The sequence below is a fragment of the Thermoanaerobaculia bacterium genome (assembly GCA_035593605.1).
Classification (GTDB): Bacteria; Acidobacteriota; Thermoanaerobaculia; order UBA2201; family DAOSWS01; genus DAOSWS01.
The window spans coordinates 36,158-55,209 of the sequence record DAOSWS010000019.1 but is presented as its reverse complement, the minus strand read 5'-3'; the positions used below and the strand labels follow the sequence as shown (position 1 = coordinate 55,209).

Below are 19,052 nucleotides of genomic sequence, written 5' to 3'. Positions count from 1 at the left end.
ATGACGTTCACTTTTCCCGCCGTTTCGGATAATTTATAATAGCCGAAATGTTTCTTAACATACATCTGGAGAACCTCGGCGGCCTGACTACCCTTACGCTACGCACGCTTTCCGCGTTGCGCCGACGGCCCTTCGAATGGGGCTCCATCGTCCGCCAAATGGAAGCGATCGGTGTCGCTTCCCTTTCCATCACCAACATCACCGCCCTCTTTACCGGAATGGTCCTGGCCCTCCAGACAGCTTATGCTCTGGCATTCTTTGGGGCCAAGCTCTTCATCGGAGAGGTCGTAGGACTCTCCCTGGTCCGCGAACTCGGCCCGGTTCTCACCGCTCTCATGGTGGGAGGACGCGTCGGAGCCGGCATTACCGCCGAGCTGGGGTCCATGGCAGTCACACAGCAGGTGGACGCGATCCGGGTCATGGCCGCGGACCCCGTCAAGAAACTTGTACTTCCCCGTGTCACCGCAACATTTATCGTCCTGCCCCTCCTGACGATCCTGGCGATCATGCTGGGAATTTTGGGCGGACTCCTTGTCGCGGTAGTCGAGCTTAATGTGTCCGCATCCTTTTACTTTACCCACGTCATGCGAACGGTGACGCTCCAGGACCTCTTTACCGGAGTGGGTAAGAGCTTTTTCTTTGCTCTTATCATTTCCGTCATTGCATGCTACAACGGTCTCAACACCCGGGGCGGTGCGACCGGCGTGGGCCGTGCCACGACAGAGACTGTCGTTATGGCCTCCATCGGTGTTCTGGTTTCAGACTTCTTCATCACCAAGATTTTCATGATCCTCTTATGAATCGGGCTTTCTTTGAACTTCGGCAGGTCTCAAAATCCTTCGGTCCCGTTCAGGTCTTGCAGAAGGCGGATATTGAAGTACGCAAGGGAGAAACCCTCGTGATCCTGGGACCGTCGGGTAGCGGGAAGAGCGTCAGCCTTCGTCTTCTTGTAGGGCTCGATCGGTGTGACGAGGGAGAGATACTGGTTGACGGGACCACGATCACGAACCTCGGCGAGAGCGAGCTGTGGGAGTTCCGGAAGAGGATCGGTTTTCTCTTTCAGGGAGGTGCTCTCTTCGATTCTCTGACTGTCTTCGAAAATATTGCATTTCCCCTGCGGGAACATCGCGACCTGACGGAAGAAGAGATTGCCCGGATTGTCGAGGAAAAGCTGGACATGGTGGAACTTGAGGGAACGGGCCACCTCCATCCTTCTTCGCTCAGTGGAGGTATGCAGAAGAGGGCCGCCCTGGCGCGGGCGCTGGCCCTTGATCCGGAGGCCATTCTCTATGACGAACCCACGACAGGCCTCGACCCTCCCACCGCTGATACGATTAACGACCTGATCGTACATCTCAATGAACGGCTGAAGGTGACATCCATTGTTGTGACTCATGATATTCACTGTGCCCTGAAAGTCGCCCATCGAATTGCCATCCTGAACAATAAAAAATTTCCCGAGGTTCTGAATCGGGAGGATATGAAAACTACAACTCACGAAACGTTTCGAGAGTTTTTACATGCTTCGGAGGTGCACCTTGAATGAAGAACGTTCGGTCTATATGAAGGTAGGTCTCTTTGTCGGGGGTACACTTGCCGTCCTCGCTCTCCTGATCTTTTTTATCGGGGACGAACAGAATCTCTTTCTTAAGATGAATCGATACACCCTCCTCTTTACTTCCGCAGAAGGTCTGGATGTGGGAAATCCTGTCAAGTTAAACGGGGTTAAGGTGGGGCGAATCACCGCCATCAACCTGCCGCTCGAACCTGAAGAGTCAAAAATCACCATTGAGGTTGCCATTGATAAACGCTATAACAGCCTGATTCGAACCGATTCCCGTGCGCGAATCCGTTCCCTGGGCTTGCTTGGAGACAAGTACATAGAAATCACAGGGGGAAGCACGGACACGTCCTGCCTGATCCCCGGAGGCATGATTCCCTCCATCGAGCCGACAGATATGACCCAGCTCCTCAGCCGCGGGGAAGATACGATGGACAACCTGCTCGCCATATCCACCAGTCTGAAGGACATCCTTGACCATGTCTCCAGGGGCGATTCTCCCGTAACCTCCATCATGGAGCGTGCCAATTCCAGCCTGGGAAGGCTGGACCGCATCCTCGCCAGGCTGGAGAGAGGGACGGGAACTGCGGGCAAGCTGATCAGCGATCCCGATTTCGGAGCCGAAATCCTTGGGAATCTCCAGCAGGCCTCCCGTAACCTGAAAACGATCTCTGAGACGATGGCCCAGGATCTATCCACACCGGGAACCGTTTACGATCAGCTCATGCGAGACCAGGCGGCCGGAGAACGCACGGCTGAACTCATTGAGAATCTGAGTGAGATCAGTAGCGCGCTGGCTCGAATTAGTGATACACTGGAAGCCCGGGACAACGCCCTCCTCCCCCGCCTCATGAAGGACGAGGCCTTTGCCCGGGAATTTTTAAATGATCTCCAGAGGGCTGCCGATCACATCGCATCTATCGCCGAAAAGGTGGACAAGGGTGATGGAAGTGCCTCCCTTCTGATTAACGATCCTTCGATTTATGAGGGAATCCATCACGTGCTCTACGGGATCAATCAGTCAAAGTTTATTTCGTGGTACATAAGAAAAAAACGGGAGAAAGGAGAGAAAGCAGATGAACCATGATCCGATCCTGATCACAGGAGGTGCAGGATTCATCGGCTCTCATCTCACGGGACGCCTTCTCATGTCGGGGCACGAAGTTGTCGTGATCGACGATTTCAATGACTATTACGATCCCCGGATCAAGCGAACCAATGTAAAGGAACATTCCGCTTCCAGAAAGTTTACGCTTGTGGAAGAGGATATCTGCAATGCGGAAGCCGTGGACCGTCTCTTCGAGACCTACCGTTTCCCCATGGTGGTCCACCTTGCGGCCCGTGCCGGAGTCCGCCCCTCCCTGGAGGACCCTCTCCTTTACGAACGGGTGAACGGGATCGGAACCCTGAACATCCTGGAATCCTGCCGAAAATACGGCTGTTCCAATCTGATTTTCGGTTCTTCATCCTCGGTGTACGGAACCCAGAGCAAGGTTCCCTTTGCCGAAGATGACCCCATCACATGCCCGATTTCTCCCTACGCCACGACCAAGCGTGCCAATGAGCTGATGTGTTATTCCTACCATCATCTTTTCGACATCAACATTACGTGCCTCCGATTCTTTACCGTGTACGGCCCTCGTCAGAGACCTGAAATGGCCATCCACAAGTTCACCCGCCTCATCCACAGCGGGCAGGAGATCCCGGTCTTTGGAGATGGAAATGCCCAGAGGGATTACACCTACATCGACGACATCCTTCAGGGAATCCTGGCCTCCATGAGCCGATGCTACCCCTTCGAGATCATAAACCTGGGAGGGCATCGGACCACATCCCTGGCCACGCTGATCGAGCTGATCGAAAAAGCCGTGGGGAAAAAAGCCCGGATCAAGTCCTTTCCCGATCAGCCCGGCGACGTTCCGATCACCTATGCGGACATCTCCAGGGCACAGAAGCTCCTTGATTACGAACCGATGACACCCATTACGGACGGAATTGGTAAATTTGTGGACTGGTATATCTCAACCCAGGGGGGCAAAGCATGAAGATTGCAGTAGCTGGAACGGGGTATGTCGGACTCGTCACAGGCGCATGCCTGGCCGATTTCGGCACGAAGGTCACCTGTGTGGACAAGGTTCCGGAAAAGATCGAAGCCCTGAAGCGGGGAGAAATCCCCATTTACGAACCCGGGCTGGATCTTCTGGTGGCGAAAAATATGCGGGCTGACCGGCTCAGCTTTTCCACCGATCTCGATCAGGCAGTCCGGGAATCGGAAGTCATCTTCATTGCCGTGGGAACGCCTCCCCTCCCCGATGGTTCGGCCGACCTCACCTTTGTGAGGGAGGTGGCCCGGACGATCGGAAAAAACATGAAGGGATACACCGTCATCGTCAATAAGAGCACCGTTCCCATCGGAACAGGGAAGCTTGTCCGCGACATCGTTCTGGCAGAAAACCCCGAAGCCGAATTTTCCGTCGTTTCCAACCCGGAATTCCTCCGTGAGGGTTCGGCCATCAAGGATTTCATGGAGCCCGACCGCGTGGTTCTGGGGATTGACAATGACCGCGCCGAAAGTATCATGAAGGAGGTCTACAAACCCCTTTACCACCTTGAAATTCCCTTCCTCATCACCAACGTGGAGTCCGCCGAACTGATCAAATACGCCTCAAACGGATTTCTGGCGACGAAGATTTCCTTCATCAACGAAATCGCCGTCCTCTGTGAGCTTATGGGAGGAGATGTCCTGGATGTGGCCCGTGGTATGGGCCTGGACGAGAGAATCGGGCCCCGGTTTCTCCAGCCTGGTCCCGGGTTCGGGGGTTCCTGCTTCCCCAAGGACAGCTCGGCGCTGGTGGACATTTCCAGAAAGGCCGGCTATTCATTCCAGATCATGGAATCGGTGATTGAGGTCAATCGGGCCATCAAGGATCGCATGGTGGATAAAGTTCGAAAGGCTCTCGGGGGTGAGTTTCAGGGGAAAACGGTGGGTCTCCTTGGACTGGCCTTCAAGCCGGAGACCGATGATATCCGGGACACGCCGGCCCTTCCGATCCTGGAGGGCCTTCAAAGGGAAGGAGCAACGGTTCGGGCCTTCGATCCGGCCGCCATGGAGAACATGAAGGAAGTCTTCCCCGATATCACTTACTGTACCAATGCCTACGAAACAGCTACAGGCGTCGACTGCCTCGTCCTGGTTACCGAATGGAACCAGTTCCGGTTCCTGCAGTTTGAACGGCTGATTCCGCTGATGCGGCAGCCCCTGATCGTCGACCTCCGCAACATCTACGAAGCCGATATGATGCGCCGGATCGGGGTTACCTATCACTGCGTGGGGCGTCCTACATGCCGCTGACCGATCGTCATGCAGTAATCACCGGAGGCGCCGGATTCATCGGATCCCACCTTTGTGAAGCCTTTCTGGAGCGTGGGGGCCGGGTAACATGTATCGACAACCTGATCACGGGGAACCTGGCCAACATCGAACATCTGGTCGGAAAAGACGGCTTTCGATTCATTCGCCATGATGTCACCGACTACATTCACATCCCCGGGGAAGTTCACTTTATTCTGCACTTTGCCTCGCCGGCCTCTCCCGTCGATTACCTCCAGTTCCCGATTCAGACGCTCAAGGTCGGCGCCCTGGGTACCCACAAGGCACTGGGTCTCGCAAAAGCGAAAAACGCCACCTTTCTCCTGGCCTCAACTTCGGAAGTCTACGGCGATCCCCAGGTTCCGGTGCAGCCGGAAACTTACTGGGGTCATGTCAACCCGATCGGCCCCCGGGGCGTCTACGACGAAGCAAAGCGGTTCGCCGAAGCCATCACGATGGCCTACCACCGATACCACGGCCTGGCCACTCGAATTGTCCGAATCTTCAACACCTACGGTCCCAGAATGCGTCCCGACGACGGACGGGTGGTCCCCACCTTCATCCACCAGGCACTCCGGGGCGAAGACCTCACCGTATTCGGTCAGGGGAACCAGACCCGGTCCTTCTGCTTTATCAGTGATTTAGTCGACGGTTTGATCCGCCTTCTTCTTTCCGATCATTCCGAACCGGTCAATCTGGGGAATCCCCATGAAATGACGGTCCTCGATCTGGCTTCCCTTATTGGAGAGCTGATCCCCGGATCGGGAAAGGTTGTCCACCGGGCCCTTCCCACAGACGACCCCAAGATCCGGAGACCCGACATCACGAAGGCACGGGAGATCCTGGGATGGGAACCTCGAGTCGATGTCCGAACCGGCCTGGCGAAAACCATCGAATACTTCCAATCCCTGGCCTGAGGCCGTGCAGCCCACTGTTCTTCTTGTCTCTCCCAAATATTCAGGAAACATCGGAGCGGTGGCACGATGTATGAAAAATTTCGGATTGAGAGACCTGGTTCTTATCGACCCGCGTGCGGATCGACTGGATGGGGACGCTTTCTCCATGGCCAGCGGTGCCGAAGATGTCCTGCATGAGTCACGAATCGAAGAGACCCTTTCCGAGGCCCTTGCGGACTATTCCAACGTAGCGGGAACGACAAGTCTGCGAAGACGGACCTTTAAACAGCCGATCCTTCCTCTTCGTGAGGCAGCATCGAAAGGTTTCCCTCCCACAGACTCTCCCTGGTGCCTGGTCTTTGGACCGGAGGATCGTGGGCTTTCGAACGAAGAACTTGCCTGTTGTTCCCACCTGATCACCATTCCCTCCGATCCTGATTTCCCTACACTGAATCTGGCTCAGTCCGTCGCCATCACCCTTTACGAGTTCTCAATGATTTCGGGGTCCGAACTTGAGGCTCGAAGGGCGGCATCCCATGAAGAACGGGAATTGGGATTGGATCATCTTCGAAACGCCCTGTTACGCATCGGCTTTCTGGATCGAAATGATCCTGACCGCATCATCAGAGACCTGCGCTCTCTTGTGGGGCGAGCCGGTGCTACTTCTCGGGAGATGAAGATTCTTCGAGGGATTGCAAGGAAGATCGAACGTCTGTCCCGACACCTTCCAGAAAACAGAGATCGGTAAGCTTCGAAAGGCGGTAATCGCCATCAATCCCCAGCCCGGCAAATTCAATTCCTGCTGCGGAAGCCGCGGCTTTGTCATAGGGGGAATCCCCTACAAAGAGTACCTGCTCGGCCGACAGGTTCATTCTTCGCAGGACTTCAAGAAGAATGTCCGGGTCGGGTTTGGGCCGGAGTACCTCTTCGGAGGAGAGTATCACCTCAAAGTAGGGAATCAACCCCCCGTTTTCCAGAATGGTCCGCAAGATTCCGGCCGGAGAGTTACTTGCCACACCGCAACGAATTCCTGAACGACGTAATGCTTGCAGGGCATCCTGGCTTCCCGGAAACCACTTCACCCTGGGTACAACTTCAGGGAAGTGGTCCTCATAATATTTCTTTAGTGTTTCCACGGGCAAACCGGGGAAAAACATGTCCCGGTCGGCTTCCATACCCTGACCCCACAGGGGTTGAAACTCCTCTTTTGTCAGGGGTCCCTTTGCCGCAAAATGGAAGAGTGCCAGGTTCAGCAGGTGATACCATGCATCCCAGGAATCCACAAGGACCCCGTCCAGGTCAAAAATAATCCCTGCAAATTTGTGTTTTGATCCGGTGTCCGTCAATTCAGTCGGGAAGCCTTACAGCTGCCACTGTCCCTTCCATTCCTCACAATCGTCACCCTTGAAGGAACAGCGCACATGGGTCATGGCGACATTTTTCCCGCCGGAAAGTTCCATGGTGCGGGCCATCCATCCTTCAATCCGACCGCAGATGGCAGGATGCGGTAGATCTCCGTCGACAATTCGAACCGTCGCAGTGACCGGGGAGGACTGCAGGACTTCAAAATTTCCCTGGCTGTAATAGGAACGCCAGACCAGCGGAGCCTTCTTGATGATGTACTCGGGAGAACCAAGCTTGAGAAAGATGCGGTACACGGTGTTCAGTCCGAAATCCGCAGAGGCCTGACCGCATTCAAGATAGAATTTTCCAGTAGGGACTCCCAGAAAATTAGCACATCGCTCCATGATTTCCCCTACACCGAGAGCCTCATAATAACCGCTGACGAGAATGGATTGTGTCATCAGGGGTCGAAATTCTTCCGGTAAGGTCGCCAGAAATTCGCTTTCCCGATTCCCAAGCCTTTCCCTGATGTAGGAGAGTGTCGATTTGACAGCCGTACCCTTGATCATGAGCATGATCCCAGTGTATCACACCCCTTCCGGATGGTGTTATCAGCGAGGGGTAGCAGCTGGCTTTGAATCGTTCATGCGGTCGAAGCAGGAAAAGGTCCGGGGATAAAATCCCGGATCGGGATTGGCCACGGATAGAACCGTTGCCGCCATGGCTGTTCCAATGGCCGTGGCATAGTCCAGATGCATGGCGGAAATTTTGTCACCGGAACGATGGTAGGCCGGGTTGCTGTCGTAAAAAAAATCCTCACCGATTTCGATGGCGGGGATCCCGTAAATCCAAAAGGAGCTGTGATCCGATGCGGCGATCGCGTTATGGGTCAGTACTTCCACGTCCAGAGGAAGACCGAGGTTAACGGCGGCATCCGCAAAGATCTGCCCCAGATCCCGACTTCCGGACATAAGGCCCGCGTGAATGGGCACATAGCCGTCACCATTCCCATCATACCCAAACATATCCCCATTAATATCGGCAACGATGTTGGAACGACGCGTTGTATCCATGCTTTCCAGAAGGCCCCGGGAACCACACAGACCGACTTCCTCTGCGCTGACCCAGACGAGCCGGATCGTTCGCTGAGGAGGCAGGCATCGAAGCATTTCTGAAATTACCAGCATGGAGGCTGTCCCGGTTCCGTTATCATCCGCTCCCGGTGCCCGTCCCGAAAAGGGACGGTCATCGAAATGGGCGGTGACGTAAACTTCCTCATCGGGATAGAGCCACCCGGGGACGGTAACGGCTACGTTAAAGTGGGCCCCGCAGTAGGGGACGGCAAAGGGGAGAACTTCCGGAGCATATCCCTGGGACTGAAGGGTGATGTACAGATATTCCACAGCCATGGCCTCGGTGTGATCCGCCCGGGTCATAAGGTCGTAACTTCGGCTGTACAGAGCGATCTCCTGACCCTGAAAGAGGAAGGGATCTTCCCCCGAAACCTGGCGAAGGTACGACTCAAAACGTTCAGATGGAAAGAACGATGCCCCTCGGAAAGGAATGTCTGCAGGAGAGGACGCACGAAGCGGCCGCTCAGGGAATGGAGGCACACCCCTCATAGGAAGAACGGCAATATGGCCGCGGGGGGGAGGCTGGTCCCTGTCCCACCGGATCAGATATCGGCCGTTCTGAGTCGCGATTGGATCCTCTACATTCGTGTACCCGGACAGATGAGTCGAAATAACTGCGGCGGGATAGAGATCTCTCCAGAGCCCGAGATCGCGGTGCGGAACATCATGGTCCTTCAAGGACTGAAGTTCATCCGGATTTGCAAGAACAAGATAAAAACCGGGATCCGGATGGATGACATCCAGACCGGCGGGAAGACCTCCGGCTGGCTGGGTAAGAAGGATAAGATGGAGAGAAAGCTGGGCAATGGTTGATAGCATAATCATTTTCCTAACATCGGTTCAGGACGGACTATTCCATCCTTACAGGGGATCAGCGGAAACAGTTCCCGTACATGACTCGAAACTGTTCGTTCTCCGTAAGAGTCTGTGAAATATTAAAGAAAGATGCCAGATTTTCATTCGTTCTCAACAGGCGGTGTTTCAGTTCAAGAGCCAGCACATGCCAGATCCTTGCCGCCAGAACCGGACGTTCTTCAGAAATACGATCCATGGCGGCGCGATCGAACCGGAGCAATGCCACATCCGTAAGGGCTCTGCAGGTCGCCGATGATTTTCCCGATTCAATGAAGGAAAGCTCTCCTAACGTCTGGCCTTCTCCCAGGCTGGCCAGGATGAGTTCCCGGCCGCTGACAACATGGAGGACCCGTACGGTTCCCTTCAGAATGACATAGAGGCTGGAGTGAACCACACCGGGTTCGATGACTACATCGCCTTTCGCAAGGGTAAGATGTTCGGCAAAACCTTCTAAATAGGTTTTCTCTTCGTCCGAAAAGTGCATCCAGAGCGATGAAGAGCGCTGTTCTTCAACCATGGGGTTACCTCCTGGACCATTATTGTAACCCATGAATCAAAATGTCAGCAACGTTGACTCCACACCGTTGAACATATTACAATGTGGCCATGGCTCTTCGTCTAGGTGAACTGCTGGTTAAATCCAAACTGATATCAGAACAGCAATTGCAGGAGGCCCTGAACTTTCAGAAGGAAAAGGGCGGGAAACTCGGTGAAGCCCTTGTAGGACTCGGGCTGATTACTGAACAGGATATAACCGAAGTGCTCTCCCAGCAGTTCGGTGTTCCAGCCATCGATCTGGAGCACTTTGAGATTGATGAAAACGTCGTCAAAATTATCCCGGCGGATGTCGCACGAAAGTATCATGTCATGCCCGTCAGCCGTACGGGAGCGACACTGACCCTTGCCATGGGAGATCCCACCAATGTCTTCGCCATTGATGACATCAAGTTCCTCACGGGGTACAATGTCGAACCGGTCATAGCATCGGAAAGCGCCATCCACAGAGCCATCGACAATTATTACGGCACAACGCATGCGGTGGAGCTCAAGAAAGTCATGGACGACATCGCCAGTGCCGAAGATGCGGCCCTGGAAGTCATGGAAGAAGACGAAGAGATGGACCTGGCCGAACTTGAAGCCGAGTCGGAACAGGCTCCTGTGGTACGTCTGGTCAACCTGATCCTTACCGATGCTGTCAAACGGGGTGCAAGCGATATCCACATCGAACCCTACGAAAAGATTTTTCGAGTGCGGTTCCGAATCGACGGTGTCCTTTACGAAGTAATGAACCCCCCCATGAAGTTGAGGGATGCGATCATCTCACGCGTAAAAATTCTCTCCAAACTTGACATTGCAGAAAAACGTCTTCCCCAGGACGGACGCATCAAGCTCAAGATGAAACTTCAGGACAAGAGCAAGGATCTGGACCTTCGCGTATCGGTCCTGCCCACTCTGTTCGGGGAAAAGATCGTCATGCGTCTTTTGGACAAAGACAATCTCATGCTGGACATGACGCGTCTCGGTTTTGAGCCCGAATCACTGAAGTATTTTGAAGAGGCTATCTTCAGGCCCTGGGGAATGGTTCTGGTTACCGGACCCACAGGATCGGGAAAGACCAATACGCTTTATAGCGCTATTCAGAGAATCAACACACCGGAAGTCAACATCATGACCGCGGAAGACCCGGTTGAATTCAACCTGGCGGGCGTCAACCAGGTTCAAATGCACGAAGCCATTGGACTAAACTTTGCCGCCACCCTCCGTTCCTTTCTCCGACAGGATCCCAACATCATCCTGGTCGGAGAGATTCGAGACTTTGAAACCGCCGAAATCGCGGTCAAAGCCGCCCTCACGGGTCACCTCGTTCTCTCTACCCTCCATACGAATGATGCTCCCAGTTCGGTGACCCGCATGGTGAACATGGGGATCGAGCCCTTCCTGGTTGCAACCTCCGTCAACCTGATCGCCGCACAACGTCTAGTCCGCCGGGTATGTCAGAATTGCAAGGAGGAGGTCGATGTCCCTCCTCAGGCCCTGATCAACATAGGGTTCACACCGGAAGAAGCCAAGTCGATTAATATCGTCAAAGGTAAAGGTTGTGAAAAGTGTAACAATACCGGGCACAAGGGCCGCGTTGCCCTGTACGAGGTCATGGCCATGACCGATGATCTCCGGGAGTTGATCCTATCCGGAGCCAGCGCCATGGAACTGAAACAGCGGGCCGTGGAGGAGGGCATGCTGAGCCTTCGGAGAAGCGGCCTTGTCAAGATTATGAACGGCATCACCTCTATCGAAGAGGTGGTCCGTGAAACCGTAGCATAACGAGGAGGCGCGATGGCTATCAGTATCCAGGCGCTGCTGAAACAGATGGTCGAGCAGAATGGAACGGATTTACACGTCACGACGAACTCACCACCCGTCGTCCGCATCCACGGCAAGCTGCAACGGCTCGACTATCCGCCCCTGACAGCAGTGGAAACCAAGCAACTGATTTACAGTATCCTTACCGACGCACAGAAGCATCGGTTCGAGGAAGATCTGGAACTGGATTTTTCCTTCGGAATCAAGAATCTGGCCCGTTTCCGTGCCAACGTATATTCGCAAAGAGGTGCGGTGGCGGGGGCCTTCCGTCTCATTCCTTACGAAATCCGAACCTTTAAGGAACTGGGTCTTCCCGAAGTCATCGCCAAGATCTGCGACAAGCCCAGGGGACTCGTTCTGGTGACCGGGCCTACAGGCTCCGGGAAATCCACGACGCTGGCCGCCATGCTGGATAAGATCAACAAGGAACGATACGAACACATGGTGACGATTGAAGATCCCGTGGAGTATCTTCACCGTCATCAGAACTGTATTGTGAACCAGAGGGAACTTCACGCGGATACCCATTCCTTCAACAACGCCCTCCGCAGTGTTCTTCGACAGGACCCGGACATTGTACTGATCGGAGAAATGCGAGATCTAGAGACGATTGAAGCGGCACTCAGAATTGCAGAAACCGGTCACCTTACCTTTGCAACTCTCCACACCAACTCCGCGGTGGAAACCATCAACCGAATTATCGACGTTTTCCCCACCAACCAGCAGAGCCAGGTACGGACACAGCTTTCCTTCGTTCTGGAAGGCATCCTGTGCCAATCCCTCCTTCAGCGTAAGGATGGACGGGGACGGGCGCTCGCCATCGAAATTCTGATTCCGAATTCCGGTATCCGGAACCTGATACGTGAAGATAAAATTCACCAGCTGTACAGTATGATGCAGACCGGCCAATCGACCCACGGGATGCAGACCTTCAACCAGTGTCTCTCCAATCTCTATTTTCGTAATCAGATCACCCTTGAAACCGCTCTGGGCCGAAGTTCCAACCCGGACGAACTAATGGATATCATCTCTCGCGGCGCGGGAAATACGCCCCAACAGGCTCCCGGCCAGCGGCCTCCTCAACCCAGGCCGCGCTGAGAAAGGAGTAAACCATGCCTACCTTCGTATGGAAGGGAACAGGTCCCGATCGCAAGCCTCAGGAAGGGGTGATGGTAGCCGATTCCAAAGATACCGTCATTGCCAACCTGCGCCGACAGCGTATCATCGTGACCGCGGTCAAGGAAAAGGGAAAAGAAATTGCGCTTCCTAAATTCGGGGGAAGGGTCAAACCCAAAAGTCTCGCCGTTTTCACCCGGCAGTTCTCGGTCATGATCGATGCCGGCCTGCCCCTTGTCCAGTGCCTTGAAATTTTAGGAAACCAGGAAGATAACAAGCTCTTCGCCAAGATTATCCTTCAGGTCAGGCAGGATGTTGAAGCCGGTTCATCCCTGGCGGACTCAATGGGCAAGCACCCCCGGGCATTTGACGATCTCTACTGCAACATGGTCCGGGCAGGTGAGACCGGAGGTATTCTGGATACCATCCTCCATCGACTGGCCACCTACATTGAAAAATCGGTCAAGTTGAAGAGTCAGGTGAAATCAGCCCTGATCTATCCTGTGGCTGTTATCCTCATTGCAGCGATCGTCGTAGCGATCATTCTCTGGAAAGTCATCCCGACCTTTGCCGCTCTCTATCACGGACTGGGTGCCGAACTTCCCATGCCGACACGAATCACCATCGCCCTCAGTCACTTCCTCGTCAACTACGGCTTAATCATGATTGCATTCTTCATCGCGTGCACCATTGCGATCCGTCAGTACTATAAAACCTATACAGGACGGCGGAAACTGGATAAGTTCATCCTGAGCGTCCCTATTATCGGGCTTCTCATGCGTAAAATCGCCGTGGCCCGATTTTGCCGCACCCTTTCCACGCTGACTTCCTCCGGTGTTCCCATTATTGAAGGATTGGAGATCACCGCAAAAACTTCCGGAAACGCAATTATCGAGGATGCATTGATGGAAGTGCGGAGACGGGTGGAAGAGGGAAAGACCATCTCCGAACCCTTGAAGGAATCGGGAGTTTTCCCGCCTATGGTTGTGCAGATGATCTCGGTTGGCGAACAGACCGGTATGTTGGATACGATGCTGGAAAAAATCGCTATCTTTTATGAGGAAGAAGTGGATACTGCTGTTGCGGGTCTCATGAAGCTGCTGGAGCCTGTCATGATTTCCATCCTCGGCGTCGTCATCGGCGGCATCGTCGTCTCGATGTACATGCCGCTCTTCTCGCTTATCAGTAAAATCGGATAAACACATCGGGTGCAGCAGCGAACGGTTGTCTGGTTAATCATCCTGAGGGTGGTGGTCATCACCACCCTCTTGTTTACTGCGTTAATGTTTCAGTCGGTGACGGAGTTTACCCACACACTGAGCCCCTTCTTCTACCTGACAGCCCTGACCTACGCTCTTACGATCACCTATATCATCCTCCTGAAGCTGATTCCTTCCATTCTGAATGTCTATGCGCAGCTTTGTGGTGATGTCCTGATCATAACGACCATCGTTTACTACAGCGGCGGCCTGGAAAGTAGTTTTTCCTTCCTCTACATCATCATCATCATTATTGCCTCCACCCTGCTTTATCGCAGGGGAGGCATGGTAATCGCCTCGGCCTCCGCCATAGCCTACGGAGCCATGATTGACCTCCAGTACTATGGTTTTTTAACCTTCCTCCCCTTTTCCGAGGAAGCTCCGGTCTGGAGTCAGGGTAAAATTTATTACAATCTATTTATCAATATCATCGGTTTCTTTGGTGCCGCGCTCCTTACCAGCATCATTTCCGAAAAGCTGCGCAGAACCACGGAAGTATTGTCTGCGACCGCCAGTCACCTTCACGACCTCCAGGTCTTTCAGCATTCCGTGCTCTCCAGCATTACCTCCCCTCTGATTATCACCAATGAATTGGGAATCGTTCAGTACATGAACACCGGGGCCCGGGCGATGTTTCCGGACATGAGCGACATCACCTCACTCGGCCTCGTAACCCTGGAGCAGCTTCAGGAATATGTGCCCGATCAGATCCTCCCCGTCAATCAGGCCTTCCATCACCGCGGAAGAGTATATATTCCCGGAGTTTCAAGCTTCTCATCCTCCGATGAAAGTACCGCGGGCTTTATTTTCATTCTGGATGACATCACGGAACTGCAGAAGCTGGAAGCCGAGCTCCGCAGACAGGAGCACATTGCGGCAATCGGAACCATGGCAGCCGCCATTGCGCATGAAATTCGAAACCCCCTGGCCACCATCACGGGTTCCGTTCAGATGTTGGAGGGCGAATCCAGAGAAGAAGCCAACACCCATCTTTTCCGAATTATTCTGGATGAGTCCCGAAGGCTGAATCGTTTTATTGAAAATTTTATCCGCTTCGTGAAGAGTCCGGAACCCACCATAGAAATTCTTGATCTCAGACAGCAGATCATTGAATTGATCCAGCTTCTTGGAAGCAACCAGGACTGGAAAAAGATACAACTGAACCTGGAAGCCCCTGACCGTTCCATCTTCATCTATGGTGACCGGGACAGAATTCAGCAGATCTTCTGGAATCTTCTTACCAATGCTAGCAAAGCTCTGGGGCATGAAGGAGGAACCGTAAATATTTCCATCCAGCCGGATGGAAAAAAAGTTCGGATTACGGTACGAGATACCGGAAGCGGAATTCCTCCTGAAGAGCGGGAGCGCATCTTTGAGCCCTTTCACGGATCCTTTACAAAGGGGCTCGGGCTGGGTCTGACCCTGGTCAAACGTTACGTGGAAGAATCCAGAGGTTCAATCTCTCTCGGAGAATCTTCCGACTCCGGGACAAGTTTCATCCTCCAGTTTGAGAATGCGGAGCCACCCCATGCCTAAAATCCTCATCGTGGACGACGAACAGAACCTGCGGTCCATGCTTGCTATTTTCTTCGAAAAGCGTGGATATTCCACCGATCTTGCCAGTACGGGAGACGAAGCCCTCGACCTTCTGACCAGAAACAGCTACGACATCATTATTTCGGACGTACGCATGCCCGGAGTTGACGGCATCGAGCTTCTCCAGCACGTTCAGAAGGCTCCCGAATCCCCGCCGGTTCTTCTCATTACAGCGTATGGATCCGAAGATCAGTCTCTCTCCGCCATCCGAATGGGGGCGGCCGATTATATTAAGAAGCCCTTTGACATGGAGGAATTATACTTTCGTGTCACTAAAGCGTTGGACAAGGTAGACCTTCAGAGGAAAGTGTACGATCTGGAGGAAGTCCTGACCTCCCGCTATACATACGCCAATATCATTGGAAAGAGCTCATCCATCCAGAGAATTGTTTCCCTTGTGAAGCAGATTGCCCATCTCAATACCACAATTCTGATTACGGGGGAAAGCGGAACAGGAAAAGAGGTCATCGCTCGAGCCATCCATTTCAGCGGATCCAGGAAAGGGGCCCCTTTTGTGGGCGTCAATTGCGGAGCCCTGCCGGAGACACTTTTAGAAAGTGAACTCTTTGGTCACGCGAAAGGAGCCTTTACCGGAGCGGACCGGGACAAAAGCGGGCTTTTCCATGAGGCCAGCCACGGAACCATCTTCCTGGATGAAATCAGTGAAATGTCCCCCACAATGCAGGTTAAGCTTCTTCGGGTTCTCCAGGATAAACGGATTCGTCCGGTGGGCTCCACGAAAGAAATTGAAGTGGATGTTCGAATCATCGCGGCCACAAACAAGGATCTTTCCCGGGAAGTGGAGGAAAAGCGTTTCCGTGACGACCTCTACTATCGGATCAACGTGATCCATCTATCCATTCCCCCCTTGCGCAAACGCAAGGAAGACATTCCCATCCTCGTTCAGCACTTTATCCAGAAATTCTGCAAAGAGCTGGACATGCCGACAAAAAACATTACGGCCGAGGCTATGCGAATCCTTGAACAGTATCCGTGGCCGGGAAATGTTCGGGAACTTGAGAACATTCTGGAGCGAATCGTGGCCCTCGTGACGGAGCGTACCATTCAACCCTCGAGTCTGCCCGATCATCTTCGTGCAAAGTCCATCCCTGACACATTTGATTTCGAGATACCGGAAGACGGTCTCGACTTCAAGGATCTCATCGATTCCATCACAAAAAACATCATGCGCAAAGCCCTTCAGACCGCGGAGGGGAATCAGACCGAGGCCGCACGACTTTTGAAGATGACTCCAAGGTCTTTTCGATACCTTGTGGGGAAGTATGATATTCGATAGTGGACTGGCTGTACTGATGATCTGGACGGCCCTCTCCATCCCGGCACAGGGAGAACCGTCCGGTCCTCATGTCATTCTACCCTCCGGCCATATTCTGACTGTGGAACTCGCAATCACGGATGAAGAACGATCCTACGGTTTAATGTTCAGGGAATCCCTGGCCCCCGACACCGGAATGCTATTCCTCTTCAACCATTGTGAACCCCATTCCTTCTGGATGAAGAATTGTTTCTTTCCTCTCGATCTTCTCTGGCTGGACAGGGATGGAACCATTCTGGCCATAGAGGAAAACCTGCTTCCCTGTCGTCATGAGCCCTGTGAGCTGTACGAGCCGCAGGTTCCTGCCTGCATGGTGCTGGAAATCGACGGGGGAAAGGCACAGGATTGGAAGCTGAAACCGGGCAATAAAATTACAATCAAAGGAGTCCCCCGTGAAAAGACATACGGTCCATAAAGCGGTTTTTCCCGTCGCGGGTTGGGGAACTCGCTGGCTTCCGACAACGAAAACTATCCCAAAGGAACTTCTTCCGGTAGGTGACCTTCCCCTGATTCACCATGTCGTAGAGGAAGCGGTTTCCAGCGGGATGGAGGAACTCCTCTTTGTGATTTCGAAAGGAAAGGAAACAATCCCGGACTATTTCCGGGAGGATGCCGATCTGACAGCTTTTCTGCAGTCTCGTGGACGGATGGAAATTATGGATTCATGGCTGGCGCTCTGCAGAAAGCTGCAGGTGGGTCAGGTCATTCAAAAGGAAGCCCGGGGCCTGGGAGATGCCGTCTATCAGGCACGGAACTTTTCCGAATCTTCCCCCTTTGCCGTCCTCCTTCCCGATGACCTGGTCTTTTCCCAAACTCCCTGCATGGCTCAGATGGCTGCCATTCACAACGAATTTGGCGGAGCTGTCCTTGCATTGGAGCGCGTACCCATCGATCAGATTTCCCGCTACGGGGTAATCGATGGGGAAGAGGTGAAGCCGGGCATCTTTCGTGTCCGCTCCATGGTGGAAAAACCAAAACCCGAAGATGCGCCTTCGGATCTTGCCGTTATTGGACGATACATCCTTCCCCCGGAGATTTTTCCCGCCCTGGAAGATTTGCCGCCTGGCGCTGGAGGAGAGATTCAGCTGACCGACGCCATTGCAAGGTTAATTTCAGATACAGGAGTTGTGGGTGTGATCTTCGAGGGTACCAGATACGACGCCGGGTATCCCCTGGGATGGCTCTTTACGAATCTGAAGTACTTTTCGGAGGATCCGCGCTTTTTGGATCACTCTTTGCTTCAGTCGATTCGGAACTTGATTTTCCGGCAGGAGTAGATGATTTTCGAGCATAATCCGTGATATACCAGCCGCTACCCTTGAACTGGATAGCAGGCGCATTGATCTTTTTCACCAGTGTTCCGCCACAACGTTCGCAGGTATCGGGATAGGGATCGCTGATACTCAGCAGCACTTCAATTTCCGCCTGACAGGCCGTACATCGAAATTCATAGAGGGGCATGGCTTACCTCGTGATCAGGATTTAACCTGGATTTTAATGATGCCCTTTTCCTTTACCCTTTCAATCATCCTGAGGCAAAGAAAGGCATAGAGAACCTTGGCGTTTTCTTCCGGCTCCATGGGACCCTTGGTGACAAGAGTCACCAGAGGCCTTTTTCCATCAATAAGTCCCAGGAGTTCCAGTTCCTTAGGGGAAAGATCCAGGGATTTTTCGTCCTCTGGATGGTTCACTTTCGCAAAGAGGGTGGTTTTCATACCCAGGCGGGAGATCAGAAAACGGGCATCTTTTACCGTTTTAATCCCCTCAAGGATCGCCTTCCGTATGGAGATATTCAGTTTGATGAGCTCTTCATCCTTGTACAGCCCGACATAAAAGTTCAGTGTTCCCTCTTTCCAGGCAAATACGCTGAACACGATATCACGAACCTGTTCCCGTATGCGGACATAGAGATCCTTTGGCGTGATGGCACCCATGGAAACCAGAATGTTTCCCTGACGCCCCTTTCCCGCCTTGAGCTGCCGTACCGATTCGTCGTATTGATCCTGCGTAATAATTCCCCGATAGAGTAGATACTCGCCAAGCCGGTCGTCCTCGACATTGGAGGTGGCGAAATGAATCATTCCATTTTTGATGAAGATTTTCTTTTCGATTTCACCCTGCAACACGGAAACGACACCGGGGACCCTGTAGCGCTCAATCGTGGCCAGAGCCTCGGGAACGGGCATTGTCTGAAGAGAGCCGGTATACAGGTATTGTTCCGCCAC

At 53.3% G+C, this 19,052-nt stretch carries 20 protein-coding genes; 14 read left to right on the top strand and 6 right to left on the bottom strand.

Annotation, left to right across the window (positions count from 1 at the left end):
- The first annotated feature begins 47 nt into the window (after window positions 1-47).
- Genes PLD04_10435 through PLD04_10405 form a run of 7 tightly spaced genes read left to right on the top strand, consistent with a single transcriptional unit; the run spans window position 48 to window position 6,575 of the window.
- Window positions 48-800 carry an ABC transporter permease gene (locus PLD04_10435; GenBank protein HXK68751.1) on the top strand — a complete coding sequence of 251 codons (753 nt, stop codon included), beginning with the start codon at window positions 48-50 and terminating at the stop codon, window positions 798-800.
- Window positions 797-1,546, top strand: a complete 750-nt coding sequence (locus PLD04_10430; GenBank protein ID HXK68750.1) for an ATP-binding cassette domain-containing protein — start codon at window positions 797-799, stop codon at window positions 1,544-1,546. The genes PLD04_10435 and PLD04_10430 overlap by 4 nt, the downstream gene beginning before the upstream one ends.
- Window positions 1,539-2,648, top strand: a complete 1,110-nt coding sequence (locus tag PLD04_10425) for an MlaD family protein (GenBank protein ID HXK68749.1) — start codon at window positions 1,539-1,541, stop codon at window positions 2,646-2,648. The genes PLD04_10430 and PLD04_10425 overlap by 8 nt, the downstream gene beginning before the upstream one ends.
- On the top strand, window positions 2,638-3,606 hold the full coding sequence (locus PLD04_10420; protein HXK68748.1) for a GDP-mannose 4,6-dehydratase: 969 nt from the start codon (window positions 2,638-2,640) through the stop codon (window positions 3,604-3,606). Before PLD04_10425 ends, PLD04_10420 begins: the two co-directional genes overlap by 11 nt.
- Complete coding sequence (locus PLD04_10415; protein ID HXK68747.1) at window positions 3,603-4,913, top strand: UDP-glucose/GDP-mannose dehydrogenase family protein; 1,311 nt, start codon at window positions 3,603-3,605, stop codon at window positions 4,911-4,913. Before PLD04_10420 ends, PLD04_10415 begins: the two co-directional genes overlap by 4 nt.
- On the top strand, window positions 4,904-5,848 hold the full coding sequence (locus PLD04_10410) for an SDR family oxidoreductase (GenBank protein HXK68746.1): 945 nt from the start codon (window positions 4,904-4,906) through the stop codon (window positions 5,846-5,848). Before PLD04_10415 ends, PLD04_10410 begins: the two co-directional genes overlap by 10 nt.
- On the top strand, window positions 5,796-6,575 hold the full coding sequence (locus tag PLD04_10405; protein HXK68745.1) for an RNA methyltransferase: 780 nt from the start codon (window positions 5,796-5,798) through the stop codon (window positions 6,573-6,575). Before PLD04_10410 ends, PLD04_10405 begins: the two co-directional genes overlap by 53 nt.
- Here PLD04_10405 and PLD04_10400 read toward each other — a convergent pair.
- From PLD04_10400 to PLD04_10385, 4 genes are read right to left on the bottom strand one after another with little or no spacing between them, the layout of a single operon-like run.
- A complete protein-coding gene (locus PLD04_10400) occupies window positions 6,487-7,173 on the bottom strand; it encodes an HAD family hydrolase (protein HXK68744.1) in 687 nt (228 codons plus the stop codon). The genes PLD04_10405 and PLD04_10400 overlap by 89 nt on opposite strands.
- Window positions 7,174-7,188: 15 nt before the next feature.
- Window positions 7,189-7,746 carry a hypothetical protein gene (locus PLD04_10395; GenBank protein ID HXK68743.1) on the bottom strand — a complete coding sequence of 186 codons (558 nt, stop codon included), beginning with the start codon at window positions 7,744-7,746 and terminating at the stop codon, window positions 7,189-7,191.
- Between the two features lie 36 nt (window positions 7,747-7,782).
- The gene (locus tag PLD04_10390) at window positions 7,783-9,123 is read right to left on the bottom strand and encodes a M28 family metallopeptidase (GenBank protein HXK68742.1); all 1,341 of its coding nucleotides are present in this window, start codon (window positions 9,121-9,123) and stop codon (window positions 7,783-7,785) included.
- A gap of 52 nt (window positions 9,124-9,175) precedes the next feature.
- Complete coding sequence (locus tag PLD04_10385; protein HXK68741.1) at window positions 9,176-9,676, bottom strand: cyclic nucleotide-binding domain-containing protein; 501 nt, start codon at window positions 9,674-9,676, stop codon at window positions 9,176-9,178.
- 89 nt (window positions 9,677-9,765) lie between these two features.
- Here PLD04_10385 and pilB point away from each other — a divergent pair, with 89 nt between their 5' ends.
- The 7 genes from pilB to PLD04_10350 are packed head-to-tail and all read left to right on the top strand — an operon-like array spanning window position 9,766 to window position 18,104.
- A complete protein-coding gene (gene pilB, locus PLD04_10380; GenBank protein ID HXK68740.1) occupies window positions 9,766-11,481 on the top strand; it encodes a type IV-A pilus assembly ATPase PilB in 1,716 nt (571 codons plus the stop codon).
- A gap of 12 nt (window positions 11,482-11,493) precedes the next feature.
- Window positions 11,494-12,618 (top strand): type IV pilus twitching motility protein PilT, encoded by a 1,125-nt coding sequence (locus PLD04_10375; protein HXK68739.1) that lies wholly within the window; start codon window positions 11,494-11,496, stop codon window positions 12,616-12,618.
- A 14-nt stretch (window positions 12,619-12,632) separates the two neighbouring features.
- Window positions 12,633-13,835, top strand: coding sequence for a type II secretion system F family protein (locus tag PLD04_10370; GenBank protein HXK68738.1), 1,203 nt, complete (start codon window positions 12,633-12,635; stop codon window positions 13,833-13,835).
- Window positions 13,836-13,844: 9 nt separating this feature from the next.
- Window positions 13,845-15,431: an ATP-binding protein gene (locus PLD04_10365; protein ID HXK68737.1), complete on the top strand. Its 1,587-nt coding sequence runs from the start codon at window positions 13,845-13,847 to the stop codon at window positions 15,429-15,431.
- The gene (locus PLD04_10360; protein HXK68736.1) at window positions 15,424-16,788 is read left to right on the top strand and encodes a sigma-54 dependent transcriptional regulator; all 1,365 of its coding nucleotides are present in this window, start codon (window positions 15,424-15,426) and stop codon (window positions 16,786-16,788) included. Before PLD04_10365 ends, PLD04_10360 begins: the two co-directional genes overlap by 8 nt.
- Window positions 16,775-17,242, top strand: coding sequence for a DUF192 domain-containing protein (locus tag PLD04_10355; protein HXK68735.1), 468 nt, complete (start codon window positions 16,775-16,777; stop codon window positions 17,240-17,242). The genes PLD04_10360 and PLD04_10355 overlap by 14 nt, the downstream gene beginning before the upstream one ends.
- Window positions 17,220-18,104 carry a UTP--glucose-1-phosphate uridylyltransferase gene (locus PLD04_10350; GenBank protein HXK68734.1) on the top strand — a complete coding sequence of 295 codons (885 nt, stop codon included), beginning with the start codon at window positions 17,220-17,222 and terminating at the stop codon, window positions 18,102-18,104. The genes PLD04_10355 and PLD04_10350 overlap by 23 nt, the downstream gene beginning before the upstream one ends.
- Here PLD04_10350 and PLD04_10345 read toward each other — a convergent pair.
- Together PLD04_10345 and PLD04_10340 are read right to left on the bottom strand one after the other, a co-directional pair.
- Window positions 18,013-18,288, bottom strand: coding sequence for a zinc ribbon domain-containing protein (locus PLD04_10345; protein HXK68733.1), 276 nt, complete (start codon window positions 18,286-18,288; stop codon window positions 18,013-18,015). The genes PLD04_10350 and PLD04_10345 overlap by 92 nt on opposite strands.
- Before the next feature lie 14 nt (window positions 18,289-18,302).
- Window positions 18,303-19,052, bottom strand: coding sequence for a DUF4388 domain-containing protein (locus PLD04_10340; GenBank protein HXK68732.1), 750 nt, complete (start codon window positions 19,050-19,052; stop codon window positions 18,303-18,305).

What these genes read in the sequence shown, in the direction of transcription:
- PLD04_10435 (HXK68751.1), top strand. Translation starts at nt 48, where the DNA reads ATGTTTCTTAACATACATCTGGAGAACCTCGGCGGCCTGACTACCCTT.
- PLD04_10430 (HXK68750.1), top strand. Translation starts at nt 797, where the DNA reads ATGAATCGGGCTTTCTTTGAACTTCGGCAGGTCTCAAAATCCTTCGGT.
- PLD04_10420 (HXK68748.1), top strand. Translation starts at nt 2,638, where the DNA reads ATGAACCATGATCCGATCCTGATCACAGGAGGTGCAGGATTCATCGGC.
- PLD04_10415 (HXK68747.1), top strand. Translation starts at nt 3,603, where the DNA reads ATGAAGATTGCAGTAGCTGGAACGGGGTATGTCGGACTCGTCACAGGC.
- PLD04_10410 (HXK68746.1), top strand. Translation starts at nt 4,904, where the DNA reads ATGCCGCTGACCGATCGTCATGCAGTAATCACCGGAGGCGCCGGATTC.
- PLD04_10405 (HXK68745.1), top strand. Translation starts at nt 5,796, where the DNA reads ATGTCCGAACCGGCCTGGCGAAAACCATCGAATACTTCCAATCCCTGG.
- PLD04_10395 (HXK68743.1), bottom strand. Translation starts at nt 7,746, where the DNA reads ATGCTCATGATCAAGGGTACGGCTGTCAAATCGACACTCTCCTACATC.
- PLD04_10390 (HXK68742.1), bottom strand. Translation starts at nt 9,123, where the DNA reads ATGCTATCAACCATTGCCCAGCTTTCTCTCCATCTTATCCTTCTTACC.
- PLD04_10385 (HXK68741.1), bottom strand. Translation starts at nt 9,676, where the DNA reads ATGGTTGAAGAACAGCGCTCTTCATCGCTCTGGATGCACTTTTCGGAC.
- pilB (HXK68740.1), top strand. Translation starts at nt 9,766, where the DNA reads ATGGCTCTTCGTCTAGGTGAACTGCTGGTTAAATCCAAACTGATATCA.
- PLD04_10375 (HXK68739.1), top strand. Translation starts at nt 11,494, where the DNA reads ATGGCTATCAGTATCCAGGCGCTGCTGAAACAGATGGTCGAGCAGAAT.
- PLD04_10370 (HXK68738.1), top strand. Translation starts at nt 12,633, where the DNA reads ATGCCTACCTTCGTATGGAAGGGAACAGGTCCCGATCGCAAGCCTCAG.
- PLD04_10360 (HXK68736.1), top strand. Translation starts at nt 15,424, where the DNA reads ATGCCTAAAATCCTCATCGTGGACGACGAACAGAACCTGCGGTCCATG.
- PLD04_10355 (HXK68735.1), top strand. Translation starts at nt 16,775, where the DNA reads ATGATATTCGATAGTGGACTGGCTGTACTGATGATCTGGACGGCCCTC.
- PLD04_10345 (HXK68733.1), bottom strand. Translation starts at nt 18,288, where the DNA reads ATGCCCCTCTATGAATTTCGATGTACGGCCTGTCAGGCGGAAATTGAA.